At 54.9% G+C, this 16,471-nt stretch carries 11 protein-coding genes; 5 read left to right on the forward strand and 6 right to left on the reverse strand.

What is annotated here, in order from left to right:
* The first annotated feature begins 261 nt into the window (after window positions 1-261).
* Both ABRZ28_RS07110 and ABRZ28_RS07115 read left to right on the forward strand, forming a co-directional pair.
* Complete coding sequence (locus ABRZ28_RS07110; RefSeq protein WP_319602356.1) at window positions 262-2,040, forward strand: sensor domain-containing phosphodiesterase; 1,779 nt, start codon at window positions 262-264, stop codon at window positions 2,038-2,040.
* 81 nt (window positions 2,041-2,121) lie between these two features.
* Window positions 2,122-2,964, forward strand: coding sequence for an EcsC family protein (locus ABRZ28_RS07115; protein WP_319602355.1), 843 nt, complete (start codon window positions 2,122-2,124; stop codon window positions 2,962-2,964).
* Window positions 2,965-3,035: 71 nt separating this feature from the next.
* Here the strand turns inward: ABRZ28_RS07115 and ABRZ28_RS07120 are convergent, their stop codons facing one another.
* From ABRZ28_RS07120 to ABRZ28_RS07130, 3 genes are all read right to left on the reverse strand, one after another.
* Window positions 3,036-3,473 (reverse strand): hypothetical protein, encoded by a 438-nt coding sequence (locus tag ABRZ28_RS07120; RefSeq protein ID WP_319602354.1) that lies wholly within the window; start codon window positions 3,471-3,473, stop codon window positions 3,036-3,038.
* 212 nt (window positions 3,474-3,685) lie between these two features.
* Window positions 3,686-4,576: a TPM domain-containing protein gene (locus ABRZ28_RS07125; protein ID WP_319602353.1), complete on the reverse strand. Its 891-nt coding sequence runs from the start codon at window positions 4,574-4,576 to the stop codon at window positions 3,686-3,688.
* A 48-nt stretch (window positions 4,577-4,624) separates the two neighbouring features.
* Window positions 4,625-6,631, reverse strand: coding sequence for a DUF2207 domain-containing protein (locus tag ABRZ28_RS07130; protein ID WP_330519852.1), 2,007 nt, complete (start codon window positions 6,629-6,631; stop codon window positions 4,625-4,627).
* Between the two features lie 237 nt (window positions 6,632-6,868).
* On the opposite strand from ABRZ28_RS07130, the gene ABRZ28_RS07135 reads away from it, so the two are divergent.
* Window positions 6,869-7,474 (forward strand): LemA family protein, encoded by a 606-nt coding sequence (locus ABRZ28_RS07135; RefSeq protein ID WP_319602351.1) that lies wholly within the window; start codon window positions 6,869-6,871, stop codon window positions 7,472-7,474.
* 80 nt (window positions 7,475-7,554) lie between these two features.
* Here ABRZ28_RS07135 and hrpA read toward each other — a convergent pair whose 3' ends face one another.
* On the reverse strand, window positions 7,555-11,442 hold the full coding sequence (gene hrpA, locus ABRZ28_RS07140) for an ATP-dependent RNA helicase HrpA (RefSeq protein ID WP_330519853.1): 3,888 nt from the start codon (window positions 11,440-11,442) through the stop codon (window positions 7,555-7,557).
* A gap of 247 nt (window positions 11,443-11,689) precedes the next feature.
* Here hrpA and ABRZ28_RS07145 point away from each other — a divergent pair, with 247 nt between their 5' ends.
* Window positions 11,690-12,295, forward strand: coding sequence for an FMN-dependent NADH-azoreductase (locus tag ABRZ28_RS07145; RefSeq protein ID WP_330519854.1), 606 nt, complete (start codon window positions 11,690-11,692; stop codon window positions 12,293-12,295).
* A gap of 115 nt (window positions 12,296-12,410) precedes the next feature.
* Here ABRZ28_RS07145 and ABRZ28_RS07150 read toward each other — a convergent pair whose 3' ends face one another.
* The gene (locus ABRZ28_RS07150; protein ID WP_319602916.1) at window positions 12,411-12,632 is read right to left on the reverse strand and encodes a YnbE family lipoprotein; all 222 of its coding nucleotides are present in this window, start codon (window positions 12,630-12,632) and stop codon (window positions 12,411-12,413) included.
* Window positions 12,633-12,647: 15 nt separating this feature from the next.
* Window positions 12,648-15,236 carry a YdbH family protein gene (locus ABRZ28_RS07155; RefSeq protein WP_330519855.1) on the reverse strand — a complete coding sequence of 863 codons (2,589 nt, stop codon included), beginning with the start codon at window positions 15,234-15,236 and terminating at the stop codon, window positions 12,648-12,650.
* 227 nt (window positions 15,237-15,463) lie between these two features.
* Between ABRZ28_RS07155 and ABRZ28_RS07160 the strand changes: the two genes are divergently transcribed.
* Complete coding sequence (locus ABRZ28_RS07160) at window positions 15,464-16,456, forward strand: 2-hydroxyacid dehydrogenase (protein ID WP_319602347.1); 993 nt, start codon at window positions 15,464-15,466, stop codon at window positions 16,454-16,456.
* The last annotated feature ends 15 nt before the right edge of the window (window positions 16,457-16,471 follow it).

The raw sequence follows: 16,471 nt of genomic DNA on the forward strand, positions 1-16,471 counted from the left end.
TAACACGCAACTCATTAATGCATAACGGTTTATATAAAAAATAAATATTAATGCCAATTATTATCAGCAAGGAAATTATTGATTTAACTTTATTTTCATTGCCATTAAGCAAAATTTTCTTTTATTTATTCCGTTAAAGAGACCCCTGTCCGCTATAGCTCTGGAATCGACTACCCTATTATTATCCATACATGTTATTGTGTAAGGATAGCTTTAATTTAATTTTACAATAGCTATGGTTGCAGGACAGGAGGAGCCAGCATGTTGAGACATTTGAGCCATGATGAAAAAAAACGCATGCAGACTCTAGATACATTACAGGATCTTGATATCTCTCAAGATGAGATTCTTAATAAGCTCACCGCGCTGGCTTGCCAGGTATTGAAAATGCCCACGTCATTGGTGACATTGAGCGGTTCCCACAAACAGCACGTCAAGGCGAAAACCAATTTCGCCTTGCAGGAAATGGAAAAATTAGGCTCCTTCGATCAATTCACGGCGCAGACCGGCTGTTTTCTTATCTGTCAGGATGCGATGAGGGACGAGCGCTTTAAAAAAAGTCCTTACGTTTCAGGCGCGCCCTATATTCGCTTTTATGCCGGCATTCCCCTTTTCACCGAAGAAGGTTACGCCATCGGTACGTTGTGCGTCATCGATTACGTACCCCGTACTTTCAGCATGTTCCAACTGCACACGCTTAAAAATTTAGCAAACATCGCCATGTCATTGATTAATTACCGTAATGCGATCGGCCTGGTTGATGCGGTGACGATGCTGCCAAATCGTCAGCAGTTGATTGAAGACATTAACCACATGACGGACATCCATGAGAATTATTTTTTATTTCTCATTGAATGCATTGATGTTTCTTATGCGTATCAGATGAGCCGCGCGCTGGGAATGCCGACGGTGGAAGCCATGTTGAAAGACATCGGCATGTTTTTGCGTTTGTCCTTCAATTTCCGGGAAAATGTTTATTGTACGGCATTAGGCCGCTATGCATTGCTGATCAAAGCGGAGCGGAAAGAACAGATCCTGGCGAAACTCGACGAGTGCGCCGACCGTATCCAGGAAAGCATTATCAGCCATATTCCGTTGAAACTGGAATTATTCGTCGGCTATACGGAATTTAAAATTCCGGTGAGCGATCCGCAGCGCATCCTGCGTGAATCAATGAGCGCGCTGTACGATGCGATTAACAACAATACGCGCCAGCGCGCTTATCATGAAAGCAGCGACAAGGCTCAGCAGTTGGCTTTTACCCTGCTCAACGAGCTTACCGATGTATTACAGCATGATAAGCCCGGACTATATCTGGTTTATCAGCCGAAACTGCATATCCGCACCCGCAAGGTGATTGGCGCGGAAGCGCTGCTGCGCTGGCATCAACCTGAGTTAGGCAACGTTTTTCCAGATAGGTTTATTCCGTTGGCGGAAGGCACCACTTTAATGCAGCCATTAACGGAATGGGTTATTCGGCAAGCCGCGCGTCAGGTAACAATATGGCGTCGGGCCGGGATATTATTTCCCATATCCGTCAACGTCGCCGCCAGTAATTTCGCTGAAGAAAATTTCACTGCGCGGTTAATTAACAACCTTGAGGCTCATGGTTTAACCTCGTCGGATATTGAACTGGAATGTCTTGAAACGCAAAAAATTGTGGAAAGCTCTAAGGCGCTGGCCACCATTATCGAACTCAAACAACATGGCTTTACCCTATCTCTGGATGATTTCGGCGCCGGTTACAGTAATTTAAATTACCTGAAGAATATTCCGGCCACGACAATCAAGCTGGATAAGTCGCTGATTCAGGATATTAAAAACGATCTGGATAGTCGCACCATTGTTGAATCGATTATCGACATGCTGCACAAATTAAATTACCAGGTTCTCGCCGAAGGCGTGGAAGATAACGAGACGCTGGATTACCTCGACAGTTTCGGCTGCGATGAGGTGCAAGGTTACTATTTCTCCCGGCCGCTGCTGCCGGAGGATTTCATCGCGTGGCTCCATCATCATGAAGCGCGGATAACGGCATAAAAACCAAACCTATATAGATGAGCGCAAGAAGAGTATAAAGGGTGAAACCAGACACCCTGAATTCAGTTGCGTAGGCTTTTTATGAGCATTTTTGACAATCAACAAGATATCAATGACCTGCAACAGGCCATTACCCTGCTTGAGGCGCCTTCAATCGCCATACAACTGGCGAATCTGGTGGGCGGGCCGATTGAATGGAGTTTGTCCAAACTGCCTAACCTGGTGAAAAATAAGGTGCAGAGCGTGGTGCATAGCGCATTGCATAAATCGGTTGATGCCGCGCTCTATACCATGAACGACGATCCGAAAAGAGCATCGTCGCCTAAAACGCATAAGCTGGCCGCCGCCACGTCCGGCGCCGTCAGCGGTTTTTTTGGCGCGGCCGGCTTACTTATCGAACTGCCTATCAGCACCACGATTATGATGCGTTCAGTCGCCGATATCGCCCGCGGCGAAGGTTTTTCGCTGGCGGATCTGTCGGTCAAGGCCGCCTGTGTGGAAGTGTTTGCGCTTGGCGGTCGCGCCAGTAATGATGACGCCGCCGAGTCCGCTTATTATGCTTCGCGCGCGGTGCTGGCCGACATCACCAAACATGCCTCGCGTGAGCTTATCGATATCGCCAGTAAAAAAGGCGCGGAAAAAGCATCGGCGAAAATCACGACCTCGCAGGCGGGGAAAACGCTGGCCAGGGTGATCGATGCGGTAGCCACGCGACTGGGCATCACCATTACGGAAAAAATGGCCGCGCAAATCGTGCCGGTTATCGGCGCGGCGAGCGGCGCCGCCATTAATACGCTGTTTATCAACCATTATCAAAACATGGCGAAAGGACATTTCATCGTTAAACGTCTGGAACAAAAGTATGGCGAAGATGAAATCAAGGCGGTCTATCTGCGTTTCAGGGGAGATATTCAGCCGGTCTGAGTAAGCGGCAAGCCGTGATACGCGGGGCGGCAAGACGGCTTATCGGCGTGACAAGCCGTCGCCGCCTGTCATCACCGTCCCAGTTGGCTATTGGCCATCATGTCCAGACTGAGCGGGCCGGAAAAATCAAAACGGCGTGAGCCGTAATCCATATTATCCAGGTTATCGCCGCTGGTCTGGGCATCCGGGGCTCTAATGCGCTCCGCCTCTCTGCGTATGTTGTTTATCTCTTGCCAAAATGTATCCAGCGGCATTTCCCGGTTGGCGACGGCAATGTGTAAATCATTCGCTCTGAGTCTTAGTTGATCCGCCGTTTCGGAATTTCTATGATCTTTGAAAAGATCTTTCATTTCATCAGCCAACTGCCCGCTAGCACGATAGAGCGCATTCCATTGCTGCGTACGGGCAGGATCCGCATGCTGCTGCGCGGCGGCTCTGGCCGGCGTGGCCGTCGGCGTGTTGCCGACCGGTGGACTGTAAGTACGGCTGGTGGAGGATATACATCCCATAACTCTCTCCTTATTTTACTGAGAAACAACGCGCAACGACAGGACACCGACTCTCCCGTTCACGGGGGAATAGTCCTGCGCGGCGACGTCCGGATTGATGATTAACGCTGAGTGTGTGGCATCAAGTCCAGTTTGGTTCCCGCGCTAAGGAGATTTTTTTTCGTTCCGCACAGATCGCGTCATGGCGTGCTCTGCGCGCTCATCCATATTCTTTACCACCGGCCGGAGGCGCCGCCGCCGCCGCTGGATCCACCTCCGCCGCTAAACCCGCCGCCGCCGCCTCCTCCTCTGCGGCCCCCGCCGCTTCCGCCGCCTTTTATCTTCATCTGCGCAAGCAGGCTCAGTAGCGGCTGTCCTATCAGCAGGAGAACAAAAGAGGCAATCAGCATGGTGATAAAACGGAAGATATCGTAGGCGTTATGGATCCCCCGGCCGAAAATCAGGCTGAACAGTACGCCGACGACGGTTAGCGTCACTGCCGACTTCAAGGCGCGTAAAAAATAATTACTCCTCGGGAAAACCCACAGCGGCAACATTATCATGCCGATACACCACAGTTTGAAACCGACGTCGCTGTATGGCGGATAATAGTCGTCGGCCGGTGATTCAGACGACGCCGGCAGCGGTTCGCCGTTAATCAACGCGCCCAGGGACTGCACGCCCTGCTGAATGCCGCCGAAATAATCGTTCTGGCGAAAGAGCGGCGTCATCGTATCGCGAATAATGCGTCCGGCCTGCACATCGGTGATTTTGCCTTCCAGACCATAACCGACCTCAATACGCAGGGTTCGATCCTGAAGCGCCACCAGCAGCAACACGCCGTCGTCACGCGTTTTATCCCCCAGTTTCCACTGATCAAACACCCGAATGGCGAACTGTTCGATGGAGTCATCGCCGGTGGTAGGCAATATCAGCACCGCCAACTGGGCGTGAGTCGTTTGTTCCAACTGCCTCAGTTCGCTTTCAAGCTGCTGTCGCTGGCTTGCGCTCAGGGTTTGCGTCAAATCCGTTACGCGCTGATGCAACGCCGGCACCGGCACGGTTTCCGCTCTGGCTACGCACAGGGTCAGGCAACATAACAGCAACGCGCCTATCCATTTCATTTATATTCTCTCCTGAATAATGTATATGCCATGATCCGGCGACACGTCTTACCAACCATCACCACCGCCGCCACCACCGCCGCCGCCACCGCCACCGTCCCCGCCGCTGCTCATCGGCGAGTCTGAATCGGTGACAGCGGCCGAAGTCACCATTACGTTAAGCGCGCTGAGTTGCGCCCAGGTCAGCGGGCCATTCTGGTCAGCCCAGCGGCAATGTTCCCCCAGTTGACGCACCAGCTCGGATTGCTCCGCATTATCCAGATTCAGCGCCAGCGCATAAGGCAACAGGCTTTGCCGTTGTTCGGCCATCGCCGCGGAAAGCGCCCCCGCCGCCGATGTTGCCGTGAGTTCCCGCAAGAGCGCCTTCAATCCCGCCACCTTGGCCAGATACCGTTCACCTTCCGGGGTATAGGGCGGCAGTATGAAATAATAATAGAACAAGGAAAAATACAGCGGTGACAGCATCCCTAATAGCGCGCCGGCCGGCATATTGGCAAGCTGGTTGTCGATAAAGATAAAACAAAACAGCAGCGTCAAAAGTATGTTCCTCAGCAGGAGAAGGCTCATTTTACCCCACGCCGAATAGGGACTGCCGCCGGGAATGCGCGCCTCTTGTTCGCATTCATGCAGAGAGATATGCAGCAGCGCAAACAGAATGCCGACAACCACCAGGGCGAAAAGCATCATCAGGGTAGTGTCAAAGTCGTCGGCGTAAAACAGACTGATACACAACGATAACAACGCGGAGAAGAAGCCTCCCCAACTGAATCGGCTGCGCCGATAAAACAGCTTGCGGGCGTAATGTTGGGAGTAATACTCGTTCATCGCCTGATTGGCCGGTACCAGTTGATTTCGAACGGACAGTTCGATCACGCCATTTTTCTGCTTTTGCAAGGTTCGCCATAATAATTGCAACGCCGGCGTCAGCGCGGCGACCGTTTCATTCCGGTCCGGAAGAACGATCAGGCGAGCTTTCGCCCGCTCTTCGCTGCCCGGTTCCCAGCGCAGCAGTCCCTTATCCACCAAACAGAGCAGATCGCCCGTAAAGGCGCTCATGCAATGAATGTCCTCCATCACATACGACGCCAGTCCCGGCGTCACTTCCGGCGGCAGATGTTTTTTATCCAGCGGTAACCTGACAACGCGAGGCATAGGACGGGACAATCGATAACCCAGGCAATAGATCATCAGCAGGCCTGTTGGAATAAACAGATAGAGCATATCGCGATCAGGCACCAGAGCATGTCTCAGCGCCAACGCGATAATGGTCGGTATTTGCAGCAAAAATTCCAATACCCATGTCAGCGTTGCGATTAATGACGCCACGGCATCGTTTATCGTGAAACTTGGCGGGGTGGGAAAATCCTTTTCAGGCCATGCTACATGAACGATCATGCCCTGATGCGGCGCCAGAAAATTGTTGTTGGTGATAGCGCCGGATGGCGTCACGGTCACATTATCGAATCGCGTACCGGATTCGAGAACCTGTAATCGTCGGTCCCGCCCTTCACGATTGATATACCATTGAGCTTCCGGCAGATTGATATGGAAATTAACCCGCTCAATGGTAAACGGCCAGCCATCGCCGGTTACATGCCACATCAGTTCATACCGGCCGTCACGGCGAATAAGCCCATTCGTTACACTGTAACGAATTACATAGGTATGCTCTCCCTTCGCCAGTTCACGATCTGCGTGGCCAAAACGCCAGATGACGCTCTCAGCGTTCCGCTCTTCATGATGGGATTCGGAGTGTCCGTCCAACGTGGCGTCCAGCAGTTGATAGTCAGCCAATAGTCGCTCGCCGTAAGGGGGTCGCCAGTGAGAAGGCAGTATACGTAAAATACCGTGCCGAATCCGCTCGCCGCCATGGTTGAAGTGCAGCGATTCGGTTACCAGCATGCTGCCGTCAATGTTGATATCGACCCGAACGTTAAAATCGAGGATCTTGTCTTCGGCGGCGTTCGCGTCCGGCAGCCACACCACGCTCAGCAGCAGCAACACCAGTGCATGAAAAAATAAACCGGCGGGTAAAACTCGAATCTTTACAATCACGTAACGCATTCCTTTTTGGCTACGGGCGAGCGAACCTTCCTCTGCCGGGAGCGGCAAAAGCGTCCATCAGAAGGCGGCATTATCCTCCAGCGCGGTGCGGCATTGCAATCAACGGCGGCATATCGCGCGGCACGATGCCCCTGTTGGGGGATGATGTGGGTTATTTGAACCTTTTTCGCCAGATAAGATAAACTTCACAGCGGATTCCATTTTAATTCTCTTAGCAAGGATAGTGATATGCGCCGTATTTTTTTGCTTGTCCTCAGCGTTTTCCTGCTCTCAGGCTGTGGCTATAACGACATACAAAGCAGTGATGAAAAAGTGACCGCCGCCTGGGCGGAAGTGCTCAATCAGTATCAACGGCGGGCCGACCTGGTGCCGAATCTGGTCGCTACGGTAAAAGGTTATACCAATCATGAGTCAGAGGTGCTGATCCAGGTCACCGAGGCGCGTAGCCGAGTGGCCGGCGCGACCCAGCAGATCAATCAGAAACCGGACGATCCCGCCGCGCTGCAACAGTGGCAACAGGCGCAGGCCCAGTTGGGCGGCGCGCTCTCCCGTCTGCTGGTCGTCAGCGAACGCTATCCCGAACTGAAAGCAGACAGCCTGTATAAAGATCTGATGGTGCAGTTGGAAGGCACGGAAAACCGCATTGCGGTCGCCCGCGGTCGCTACGTTGAAGCCGTGCAGCATTACAATACCCAGATTCGTCAGTTCCCCGGCGTGCTGGTCGCCAAGATAATGGGCTACAGCCCGAAACCCAGCTTCCAGCCGGAAAATGAAGCCGCCATCAAACAGGCGCCTGTCGTCAATTTCGACAACGGCGCCGCACAACGTCCCTGAGTACACCCGGCATTGCCCGTTCATTCACGGGCAATGCGCCATACCACGAAAATCGACAGGCGTCGCCTTAAGCCGCGCGGTCAGGCGTCAATCTGCTCCATCGCCTGCAACACCCGCTTGTCCGATATCGGGAACGGCGTTCCCAACTGCTGGGCGAAATAGCTCACGCGCAATTCTTCAATCATCCAGCGCACCGCTTTGACGTTGTCGTCGTCACGGCGTTCGACCGGCAGTTTATTCAACCACTGCCGCCAGGCCTGCTGTACCCGCTCCACCTTCAGCATCTGCGCTCGGTCGCGATGCACATCCAGCGCCAGCTTTTCCAGCCGGCGATCGATCGCCTGCAAATAACGCAGCACATCCGGCAGGCGCCGCCAGCCGTTGGCGGTAACGAAACCGCGGAATACCAGGCCGTCGAGCTGGCTCTTTACATCGCTCAGCGCCAGCGCCATCGCCATATCAACCCGACCTTTCAGCCGCTTGTTGATCGCGAAGACCGCCGTCAGGACCTGCTCCACCTGTTTGGCGATGTCGACCACCGTATCATTAAGCTCGGCGCGCACTTTTTCATGCAGACGCGTGAATTCATCTTCCTGCCAGACCAGCCCGCCGAACTCGGTAATCAGTTTATCGACCGCGCAGGCAATACAGTCATCAATCAGATCGAGCACTTTGCCGTAAGGATTGAAATACAGACCCAGCTTCGCCTTGTTCGGCAGTTTTTCGTGCAGATACTTAATCGGCGACGGAATATTCAGTAGCAGCAAGCGCCGCAATCCCTGACGCATAACCTGCTGTTGCTGATGCGGCGTATCAAATAAGCGGATCGCCACGCTGTCCTTTTCATCCACCAGCGCCGGATAAGCCTTCACGGAATAGCCGCCGCGCTTCTGTTCGAAGCAATCCGGCAGCGAGCCGAAGCTCCAGACATGCAAATCACGCTGCTCCAGCCCGTCGTCAACCACCTCGGACAACGTCTGCTGCACCTTGTCTTTAAGCAGCTCTTTCAGCGCATTGAGATCTTTACCTTCCCGCAGGGTACGGTTTTTATCATCCAGTACGCGGAACGTCATTTTGAGATGATCGGGCACCTGTTCCCAATGCCACTCTTCACGCGGCACGGTGACGCCCGTCATCAGTCGAAGCTCGCGCTCCAGCGCATCCAGCAGACCTTTTTGCAATGGCTCGACCCGTGCCAGAAACGCGTCGGCATAATTCGGCGCCGGCACGAAATTACGCCGTATCGGTTTGGGTAAGGATTTGATCAGGGCGATAACCAACTCGCGCCGCACGCCGGGGATCTGCCACTCAAATCCCTCTTCCCGCACCTGATTAAGGATCGGCAACGGAATATGCACCGTGACGCCGTCGGCGTCGGTTCCTGGCTCGAACTGGTAGGACAAACGCAGTTTCAGACTGTCCTGACGCCAGAAGTTCGGATAATCCAACGCGCTGACGCTATCCGCCCCGTCTTTGATCAGCATACTTTTTTCAAAGTTCAGCAGATCGGCATCCTCATGGCTGGCGGTTTTCCACCACTTGTCGAAATGTCGCGCCGAAATAATATCGTGCGGCAAACGCCGATCGTAAAAGGCGAACAGCGTTTCATCATCCACCAGAATATCGCGACGGCGGGATTTATTTTCCAGCTCTTCCACTTCCGCCAGCAATTTCAAATTAGCGCGGAAAAATGCGTGCCGGGTTTGCCAGTCGCCTTCCACCAGCGCATGGCGAATAAACAGCTCTCGCGCCAATACCGGGTCGATCTGGCTGTAATTCACCTTGCGCGCAGCTACAATCGGCAAGCCGAACAGCGTGACTTTTTCCTGCGCCATCACCACGCCCTGCGCTTTTTCCCAGTGCGGATCGCTATAGCTGTGTTTAATCAGATGCTGCGCCAACGGCTCAATCCATTCCGGCTCGATGCGCGCCGCGATACGTCCCCACAGTCGGCTGGTTTCCACCAGCTCGGCGACCATCGTCCATTTAGGCGGTTTTTTGAATAACCCTGAACCGGGGAAGATGGCGAAACGCGCATTGCGCGCGCCGCTGAATTCCTGTTTGTCGATATCCTTCTGGCCGACGTGCGACAGCAGGCCGGTCAGCAAGGCGCAGTGGATGCTGCGATAATCGGCGGGTTCGCTGTTGATCGGCAAGCCCAGCTCTTTCACCACCTGACGCAGCTGCGTGTAAATATCCTGCCACTCGCGCACGCGCAGATAGTTCAGATAATCGCTGCGGCATAAACGGCGGAACTGACTGGAAGACAAGGCTTTTTGCTGTTCGCGCAGATAGTCCCACAGCTTGACGAACGCCATGAAATCGGATTCTTTATCAGCGAAACGCCGATGTTTTTCATCCGACGCCTGTTTCTTATCCAGCGGCCGCTCGCGCGGATCCTGAATGGACAGCGCGGCGGTAATCACCATCACCTCGCGCACGCAGCTGGTGCGACGCGCTTCCAGCACCATGCGCGCCAGACGCGGATCGATGGGCAACTGCGACAACTGCCGTCCCAGCGGTGTTAAGCGATAGTGGCCATTTTCGTCCAGCGTAATCGCGCTCAGCTCTTCGAGCAGCCGCACGCCATCCTGGATATTGCGTTTATCCGGCGCTTCCACAAAAGGAAACGCCGCGATATCGCCCAACCCCAGCGCCGTCATTTGCAGAATGACGGACGCCAGATTGGTGCGCAAAATTTCAGGGTCGGTAAACTCGGGGCGCGACAGAAAATCCTGTTCGGAATAGAGCCGGATACAGACCCCGGCGGCCACACGCCCGCAGCGCCCTTTTCGCTGATTGGCCGAAGCCTGGGAAATGGGTTCGATCGGCAAGCGCTGTACTTTAGTGCGAAAACTGTAACGGCTGATGCGCGCCGTGCCGGGATCGATAACGTAGCGGATGCCCGGCACGGTCAGCGAGGTTTCGGCCACGTTAGTCGCCAGCACGATGCGGCGGCCGTGGTGCGACTGGAATACCCGGTTCTGCTCCTGATTCGAGAGACGCGCATACAGCGGCAGGATCTCGGTATGGGGCAAATCCAGCTTGATTAAAGCATCGGCCGTATCGCGGATTTCCCGTTCGCCGCTCATAAAAATCAGGATATCGCCCGGCCCTTCGCGCCCCAGTTCATCCACCGCGTCAAAGATCGCCTGTAGCTGATCGCGGTCGCTGTCTTCGGCCTCTTCCACCACCGGACGATAGCGGACATCGACCGGATAGGTTCGTCCGGAAACCTCGATAATCGGCGCATTGGCGAAATGGCGCGAAAAACGCTGGGGATCGATGGTGGCCGAGGTAATAATAATCTTTAAATCAGGGCGTTTCGGCAGCAACTGGCGTAAATAGCCCAGAATGAAATCAATGTTCAGACTGCGTTCGTGCGCTTCATCGATAATCAGGGTGTCATACTGCATCAACAATCGATCCTGCTGAATTTCCGCCAGCAGAATACCGTCGGTCATCAGTTTCACCAGCGTATTGTCGCCCACCTGATCGTTAAAACGGACTTTGTAACCCACGCAGCCGCCCAGCGGCGTTTCCAGTTCGGCGGCGATACGATCGGCCACCGTTCTGGCGGCCAGACGCCGGGGTTGCGTGTGGCCGATCAGCCCGCGCACGCCGCGTCCCAGCTCCAGACATATTTTCGGTAGCTGCGTGGTTTTACCCGATCCGGTTTCCCCCGCCACGATAATGACCTGATGTTCGCGCAGCGCATTCAGGATATCGTCTTTTTTCTGACTGACGGGCAACTGTTCCGGATAACGGATGGCGGGACGGCTGGCTCGCCGGTTTTCCACCCGCTGGCGCGCGACGGCGATCTCACCTTCAATTTCCTGTGCGATGGCGAGCTGCGTTTTCGGGTCGCCGACTTTCCCGGCGCCCTGTAATCGACGGCGCAGGCGATGCCCATCGCGGAGCATTAACTCACTGAGCTGCGAAGATAATGCGTTGAGAGGTGATTTCACGTTGCTATTCCTTATTGCTTGCTTCATCGGCGGGATGATCTTACGCCATGATGTCTTTCAGTTTTTCGGCGGGCATGGTAGCACATTCGCGACCGGAGCTATAACCGGGCGGGCTTTCGCCCTCATTCAATAAATTCGAACGACGCACTCGAAATATTGCACTTTCAAGCGATTAAACGGCCGCATAAGATAAGCGCCATCGGCAACTGACAGTAATGAGACCGACTTCAATCGATAAGGAATTGGCATGAGCAACGTATTGGTTTTAAAATCAAGTATTATGGCGAGTCTTTCTCAATCAAATCAATTGGTTGATTATTTCAGCGCGCAGTGGCTGTCCGCTCACCCCGGCGATAGCATCACTGTGCGTGATTTAGCCGCCCAGCCGATTCCGGTACTTGACGGCGAACTGGTCGGCGCGCTGCGCCCGTCCGATGCGCCGCTGACGCCGCGTCAACAGGAAGCCTTGACGTTGTCTGATGAGCTGATCGCCGAATTGCTGGCAAACGACATCATTGTTATTGCGGCGCCGATGTATAACTTCAGCATCCCGACCCAGTTGAAAAACTACTTTGATCTGATTGCCCGCGCCGGCGTGACCTTTCGCTACTCCGAGCAAGGGCCGGAAGGTCTGGTCAGCGGCAAACGCGCTATCGTGCTGAGCAGCCGCGGCGGCATCCATAAAGATGCGCCGACCGATCTGCTGGAGCCGTATATGCGTTTGTTCCTGGGATTCATCGGTATCGCCGATGTTGACTTTGTTTTCGCCGAAGGCATCGCTTACGGTCCGGACGTCGCGGAAAAAGCCGTTGCCGACGCTAAAGCGCAGCTAGCGCAGTTAGCCGGCGCTTAACGCCAAAATCATCATTGTTACCTTAGCTCTTTTTCCTATTTAGCATGTTATTGCGCGCCGGTCGGCGCGCTTTTTTTCGCCGATTATCCCGCCCGCTACCCGGCGTCCGTCAAAATCACTCCCGTCGATTTTTGATCTCTTCCCCGGAAGTCCGGGTCGATTTTTCCAGCAGTTGAGCGGCCTCTTTATCGGCCTTGATATGAATCTCATGCTCGATTTTCACATTCATATTGATGGTTATCGGCTCCTTCGGCGCCGCCACTTCTATGCGCGGTATGCAACCCGCCAGTAAAAACAGGACACAGAATGTTCCCGGCAATGTATACAGCGTTTTCATCATCCAATCCTGAAGTTATTCATTCGCCTGCTGCTCCAGCGTTTCCTGTAAGTTATCGCCGAAACGTAAACTGCGCCATAGCTGGAAAATATTCTCCTGATGGCGGTAATTAAGCACGACCTGCCGGTCGGCGCTGAGCGTCGGGTTTTTCCCCTGAATCTGCGCAGTCAAGCGCAACGCGCCCTGGTTATCCAGTTCGACGTCGGCATAGGAACGGCCGATTTCCAGATAGCGCAGCCAACCGATGGCGGCGCCGCTGGCCATGTTTTTACTTTCCAACTCGTCGGCCAACTGTTGATCCAGGCGCAGCGTCAGGAGGCCGTCGTTGGTGACCCGCCCTTGCTGAACCAGCATGGTCGGGTGATTAAAATTAAGCGGCAATACGCCGCTCACCTTGCCGGACATGGCGATCTGCTTTTGTTTTAACGCCGTCATCAGTTCGCTGAGTTCAACGCTTTCCACTTTCAATATAGCGTCTTCATGTTGCGGCCACCGCAAATCGGATAACCCGATATGACCGCCCAAGACGTCCATACGCGCCTGCGACAGCCGCAGCGGCCGCTTTTCGCCGTAGGGATAAAACCCTTGCAGGTCGACACGAATATCGGTCATCCGAAACAGGTTATCCAACGTATCGATGCGCAGCGTGACCGGCTGTTTTACGCCTAATTGCCAACGCTGATCCTGTAGGCGATAAGGAAGAATGAAATTGACGCCGCGCACTTCGCCGTCCTGCAACCAGGCGCCGCCATTTTTCACCACCCAGTGTCCGCCGGCGCGGAACCCTTCTCCGCGCGCCGCGGAAAAGGCGGACTGCGCGTAAAACCGCCCGCTCCGGATATTCATTTTCAGCCGTGGCGACAGCAGCGGTTGAAAGACGGTAAGCGGTTGCTGCGGCCACCATGCGCCTCCGCGCAGACGCGTGCCGTCCCAGCGGCCGCGCAGCGTAACCGGACCAATATCCTGCGCCTGTAACTGTCCCTGCATAAGAAAATCGTCGGGACTGCGTCCATCCAGCTTAAGCGTGACCCGTGACGGCGGCAGATAACCGCCGTTGCTGAAATCCACCTGCTCCGTCGCCAGCCGTAGCGCGCCCTGAAAATGCGCGTCCGACGGAATACGCTGCCAGCGCAGCGGTTCCGTAATCGTCAGCCGGGGCTGATGCGCCGTCACCAATCCATAGCTCAGTCGATCCAGCCCGCTGGAAAGCTGTTGAACCTCAATCAGCGTCCCCTGCCAGCGGCCGCGTCCCGCTACGTCCCATTTGGCTTTTAACGGCGGCAATTGTCCGCGTCCCCAGTAACGCCACTGCCATTGTCCCCGATCCGGCCAGAAATCCTGCGCCAGCCCGTCCAGATGCAGGTTGCCCCGTCCCCAATACGCGTCCCGCGCTTTGACGATGGCCTGTAGCCGGCCATTAACCCCGGCCGAGCTTACCCGCACGCCGGCCAATGGCCAACGCGCCTCCTCAAGCCGTACCTGCGGCGCCAGCATCCCCCAGGCGCGTAATAACGCGCCCGGCGCAATCGCCAATTCAGGATTTAACACCGATCCGCGGATCATGCCCGGTAATGTGGCGGTGAGCGACAGGTCGGCGAGGTTAGCCTGTCCGGTCAACTGAAAACGCAGTTGGCTATTTATCAACCCCAGATTGCCCGGCCCCAGCACCAGTACCGCGTTGGCTTTCCCGTTATGTCCCTGCGTCAGCATATTCATCCGCGCGCCGATCTGGGTTTTATCCCATCCCTGACGCCAGTGTTGCAATGAGACAGATACCTGGCCGGACAGCGGTTGCGTGGCATACGGCCAGCGCCAAACGCCGTTATCAATCTGAATGGTTTCCTGCGTCAGTCGCCACGGCAACAGCAGCAAAGGTTCATCGTCGCCGATCGCGTTCAATGCCAGCGAACCCTGCGCGCCTTGCCAGCGCAGCGACGCCGATACCGACTCCGGCGTTTGCCCGGTCTCCAGTCGCCCCGTCAGCGCGCCTTGTTCGGGGGGCTGCGCCAGCGAATCGGCCAGATCCAACTCGCCGGCGAACTGTAGCCGGGAATCGCCTGCCGGGGTCGCCAACATGCCGTCGCGCAAAATAAGGCGTCGATTATTCAGCTCAGCCTGCAAGGACAGCCGCTGGCCCTGATAGTTAAGCGTCTGGCGCCTATCGCCGTCGGTGCTTAACTGTATCCGTCCCGCATACTCCCGCCAGGGCAGCAGCGTGAAAACGTCGATCGCGATATCCGCCGCCGGCAGCCGACGCTGCCATTGTGAGAGCAGCGAGGGCGCGGGATCCTCCGCTGAAGAGAGCTGCGACAGGCAATCGCTGTCCAGCGTGACCGCATCCATACCGACGCGCCAGCGCCCGGCTTGCCGGTGCAGCGTGATATTGCGCGCGTCGACCAGCCGACAGTCGCCGACGTTCAGGCTATAGCCATCGCTTTGCAACCCGCCGTCATGCCAGACGGGAGGGGAATTGAGCGTTAGCGACATCTCCGGCGGCAGCCAGATCTCCAGCAAACGAGGCAGCCATTGCGGCAGGGTTCGCCAGGAAACCATCAGCAGCAGAACGACCAGCGCAAAGCCGACCAGCGAGTGTTTTTTAGTCATTAGGAAATGTTGAGCATCCTGTTTCAGGCAAAACCAAAATCGATAATTTTCCGCTAAATTATAGGGCGTTAATCCCGTTCCCTTCCTATAGTAGACAGCCGTTTGGCGGCCTGGCGAATTTTATTGCCCTTCTATCACTGTTGTCGGGTGACTGTTAGTCAAGCAATAGTTTGTCTCTTCAGTATTTTCTGATAGCTTAACCAAAGGACTTTGCGGAGAAACACGCTATGAAATTGGCAGTTTACAGTACTAAACAATACGATCGTAAGTATTTAGAGCAGGTTAACCAGCAGTTTGGCTATCAAATCGAATTTTTTGATTTTATGTTAACCACGCGTACGGCCACGACGGCTGCGGGCTGTCAGGCCGTGTGCATTTTCGTTAACGACGACGGCGGCCGCGAGGTGTTGACTGAACTGGCCGAGCTGGGAATAAAAATATTGGCATTGCGTTGCGCGGGTTTTAACAACGTCGATCTTGATGCCGCCAAAGAACTGGGCATAAAAGTGGTTCGGGTGCCGGCCTATTCGCCTGAAGCCGTCGCCGAACACGCCGTGGGGATGATGATGTGTCTGAACCGCCGCATCCACCGCGCCTATCAGCGTACCCGCGACGCCAACTTTTCGCTGGAAGGATTGATCGGATTCAATATGCACAACCGCACCGCGGGCATCATCGGCACCGGGAAAATCGGTATCGCCGCCATGCGGATCCTGAAGGGCTTTGGTATGCGTCTGCTGGCGTTCGATCCCTATCCGAACCCACAGGCTCTGGAGTTGGGCGCGGAATACGTGGATCTGAAAACGCTGTATGCCCGCTCGGATGTGATTTCGCTTCACTGCCCGCTGACGCCGGAAAACCACCATCTGCTGAATCAGAGCGCGTTCGCGCAGATGAAAAACGGCGTGATGATCGTCAATACCAGCCGCGGCGGCTTAATCGATTCGCAGGCCGCGATTGACGCGCTGAAGCAACAGAAAATCGGCGCGCTGGGAATGGACGTCTATGAGAACGAACGCGACCTGTTCTTCGCGGATAAATCCAACGACGTGATTCAGGATGATGTCTTCCGCCGTCTGTCCGCCTGTCATAACGTATTGTTTACCGGCCATCAGGCTTTCCTGACGGAAGAGGCGCTGACCAGTATTTCGCAGACCACACTGCAAAACCTGCGTCAGATAAGCAAGGATGAGGAATGCCCTAACCTGTTGAATCCGTAGACGTTACCCTCCCTG

It is taken from the genome of Brenneria sp. g21c3, from assembly GCF_040240345.1.
Taxonomy (GTDB): domain Bacteria; phylum Pseudomonadota; class Gammaproteobacteria; order Enterobacterales; family Enterobacteriaceae; genus Brenneria.

Coding starts and splice junctions, on each gene's coding strand:
- ABRZ28_RS07145 (WP_330519854.1), top strand. CDS start 11,690: ATGAGCAACGTATTGGTTTTAAAATCAAGTATTATGGCGAGTCTTTCT.
- ABRZ28_RS07135 (WP_319602351.1), top strand. CDS start 6,869: ATGCGCCGTATTTTTTTGCTTGTCCTCAGCGTTTTCCTGCTCTCAGGC.
- ABRZ28_RS07115 (WP_319602355.1), top strand. CDS start 2,122: ATGAGCATTTTTGACAATCAACAAGATATCAATGACCTGCAACAGGCC.
- ABRZ28_RS07160 (WP_319602347.1), top strand. CDS start 15,464: ATGAAATTGGCAGTTTACAGTACTAAACAATACGATCGTAAGTATTTA.
- ABRZ28_RS07120 (WP_319602354.1), bottom strand. CDS start 3,473: ATGGGATGTATATCCTCCACCAGCCGTACTTACAGTCCACCGGTCGGC.
- ABRZ28_RS07110 (WP_319602356.1), top strand. CDS start 262: ATGTTGAGACATTTGAGCCATGATGAAAAAAAACGCATGCAGACTCTA.
- ABRZ28_RS07150 (WP_319602916.1), bottom strand. CDS start 12,632: ATGAAAACGCTGTATACATTGCCGGGAACATTCTGTGTCCTGTTTTTA.
- ABRZ28_RS07155 (WP_330519855.1), bottom strand. CDS start 15,236: ATGACTAAAAAACACTCGCTGGTCGGCTTTGCGCTGGTCGTTCTGCTG.
- ABRZ28_RS07125 (WP_319602353.1), bottom strand. CDS start 4,576: ATGAAATGGATAGGCGCGTTGCTGTTATGTTGCCTGACCCTGTGCGTA.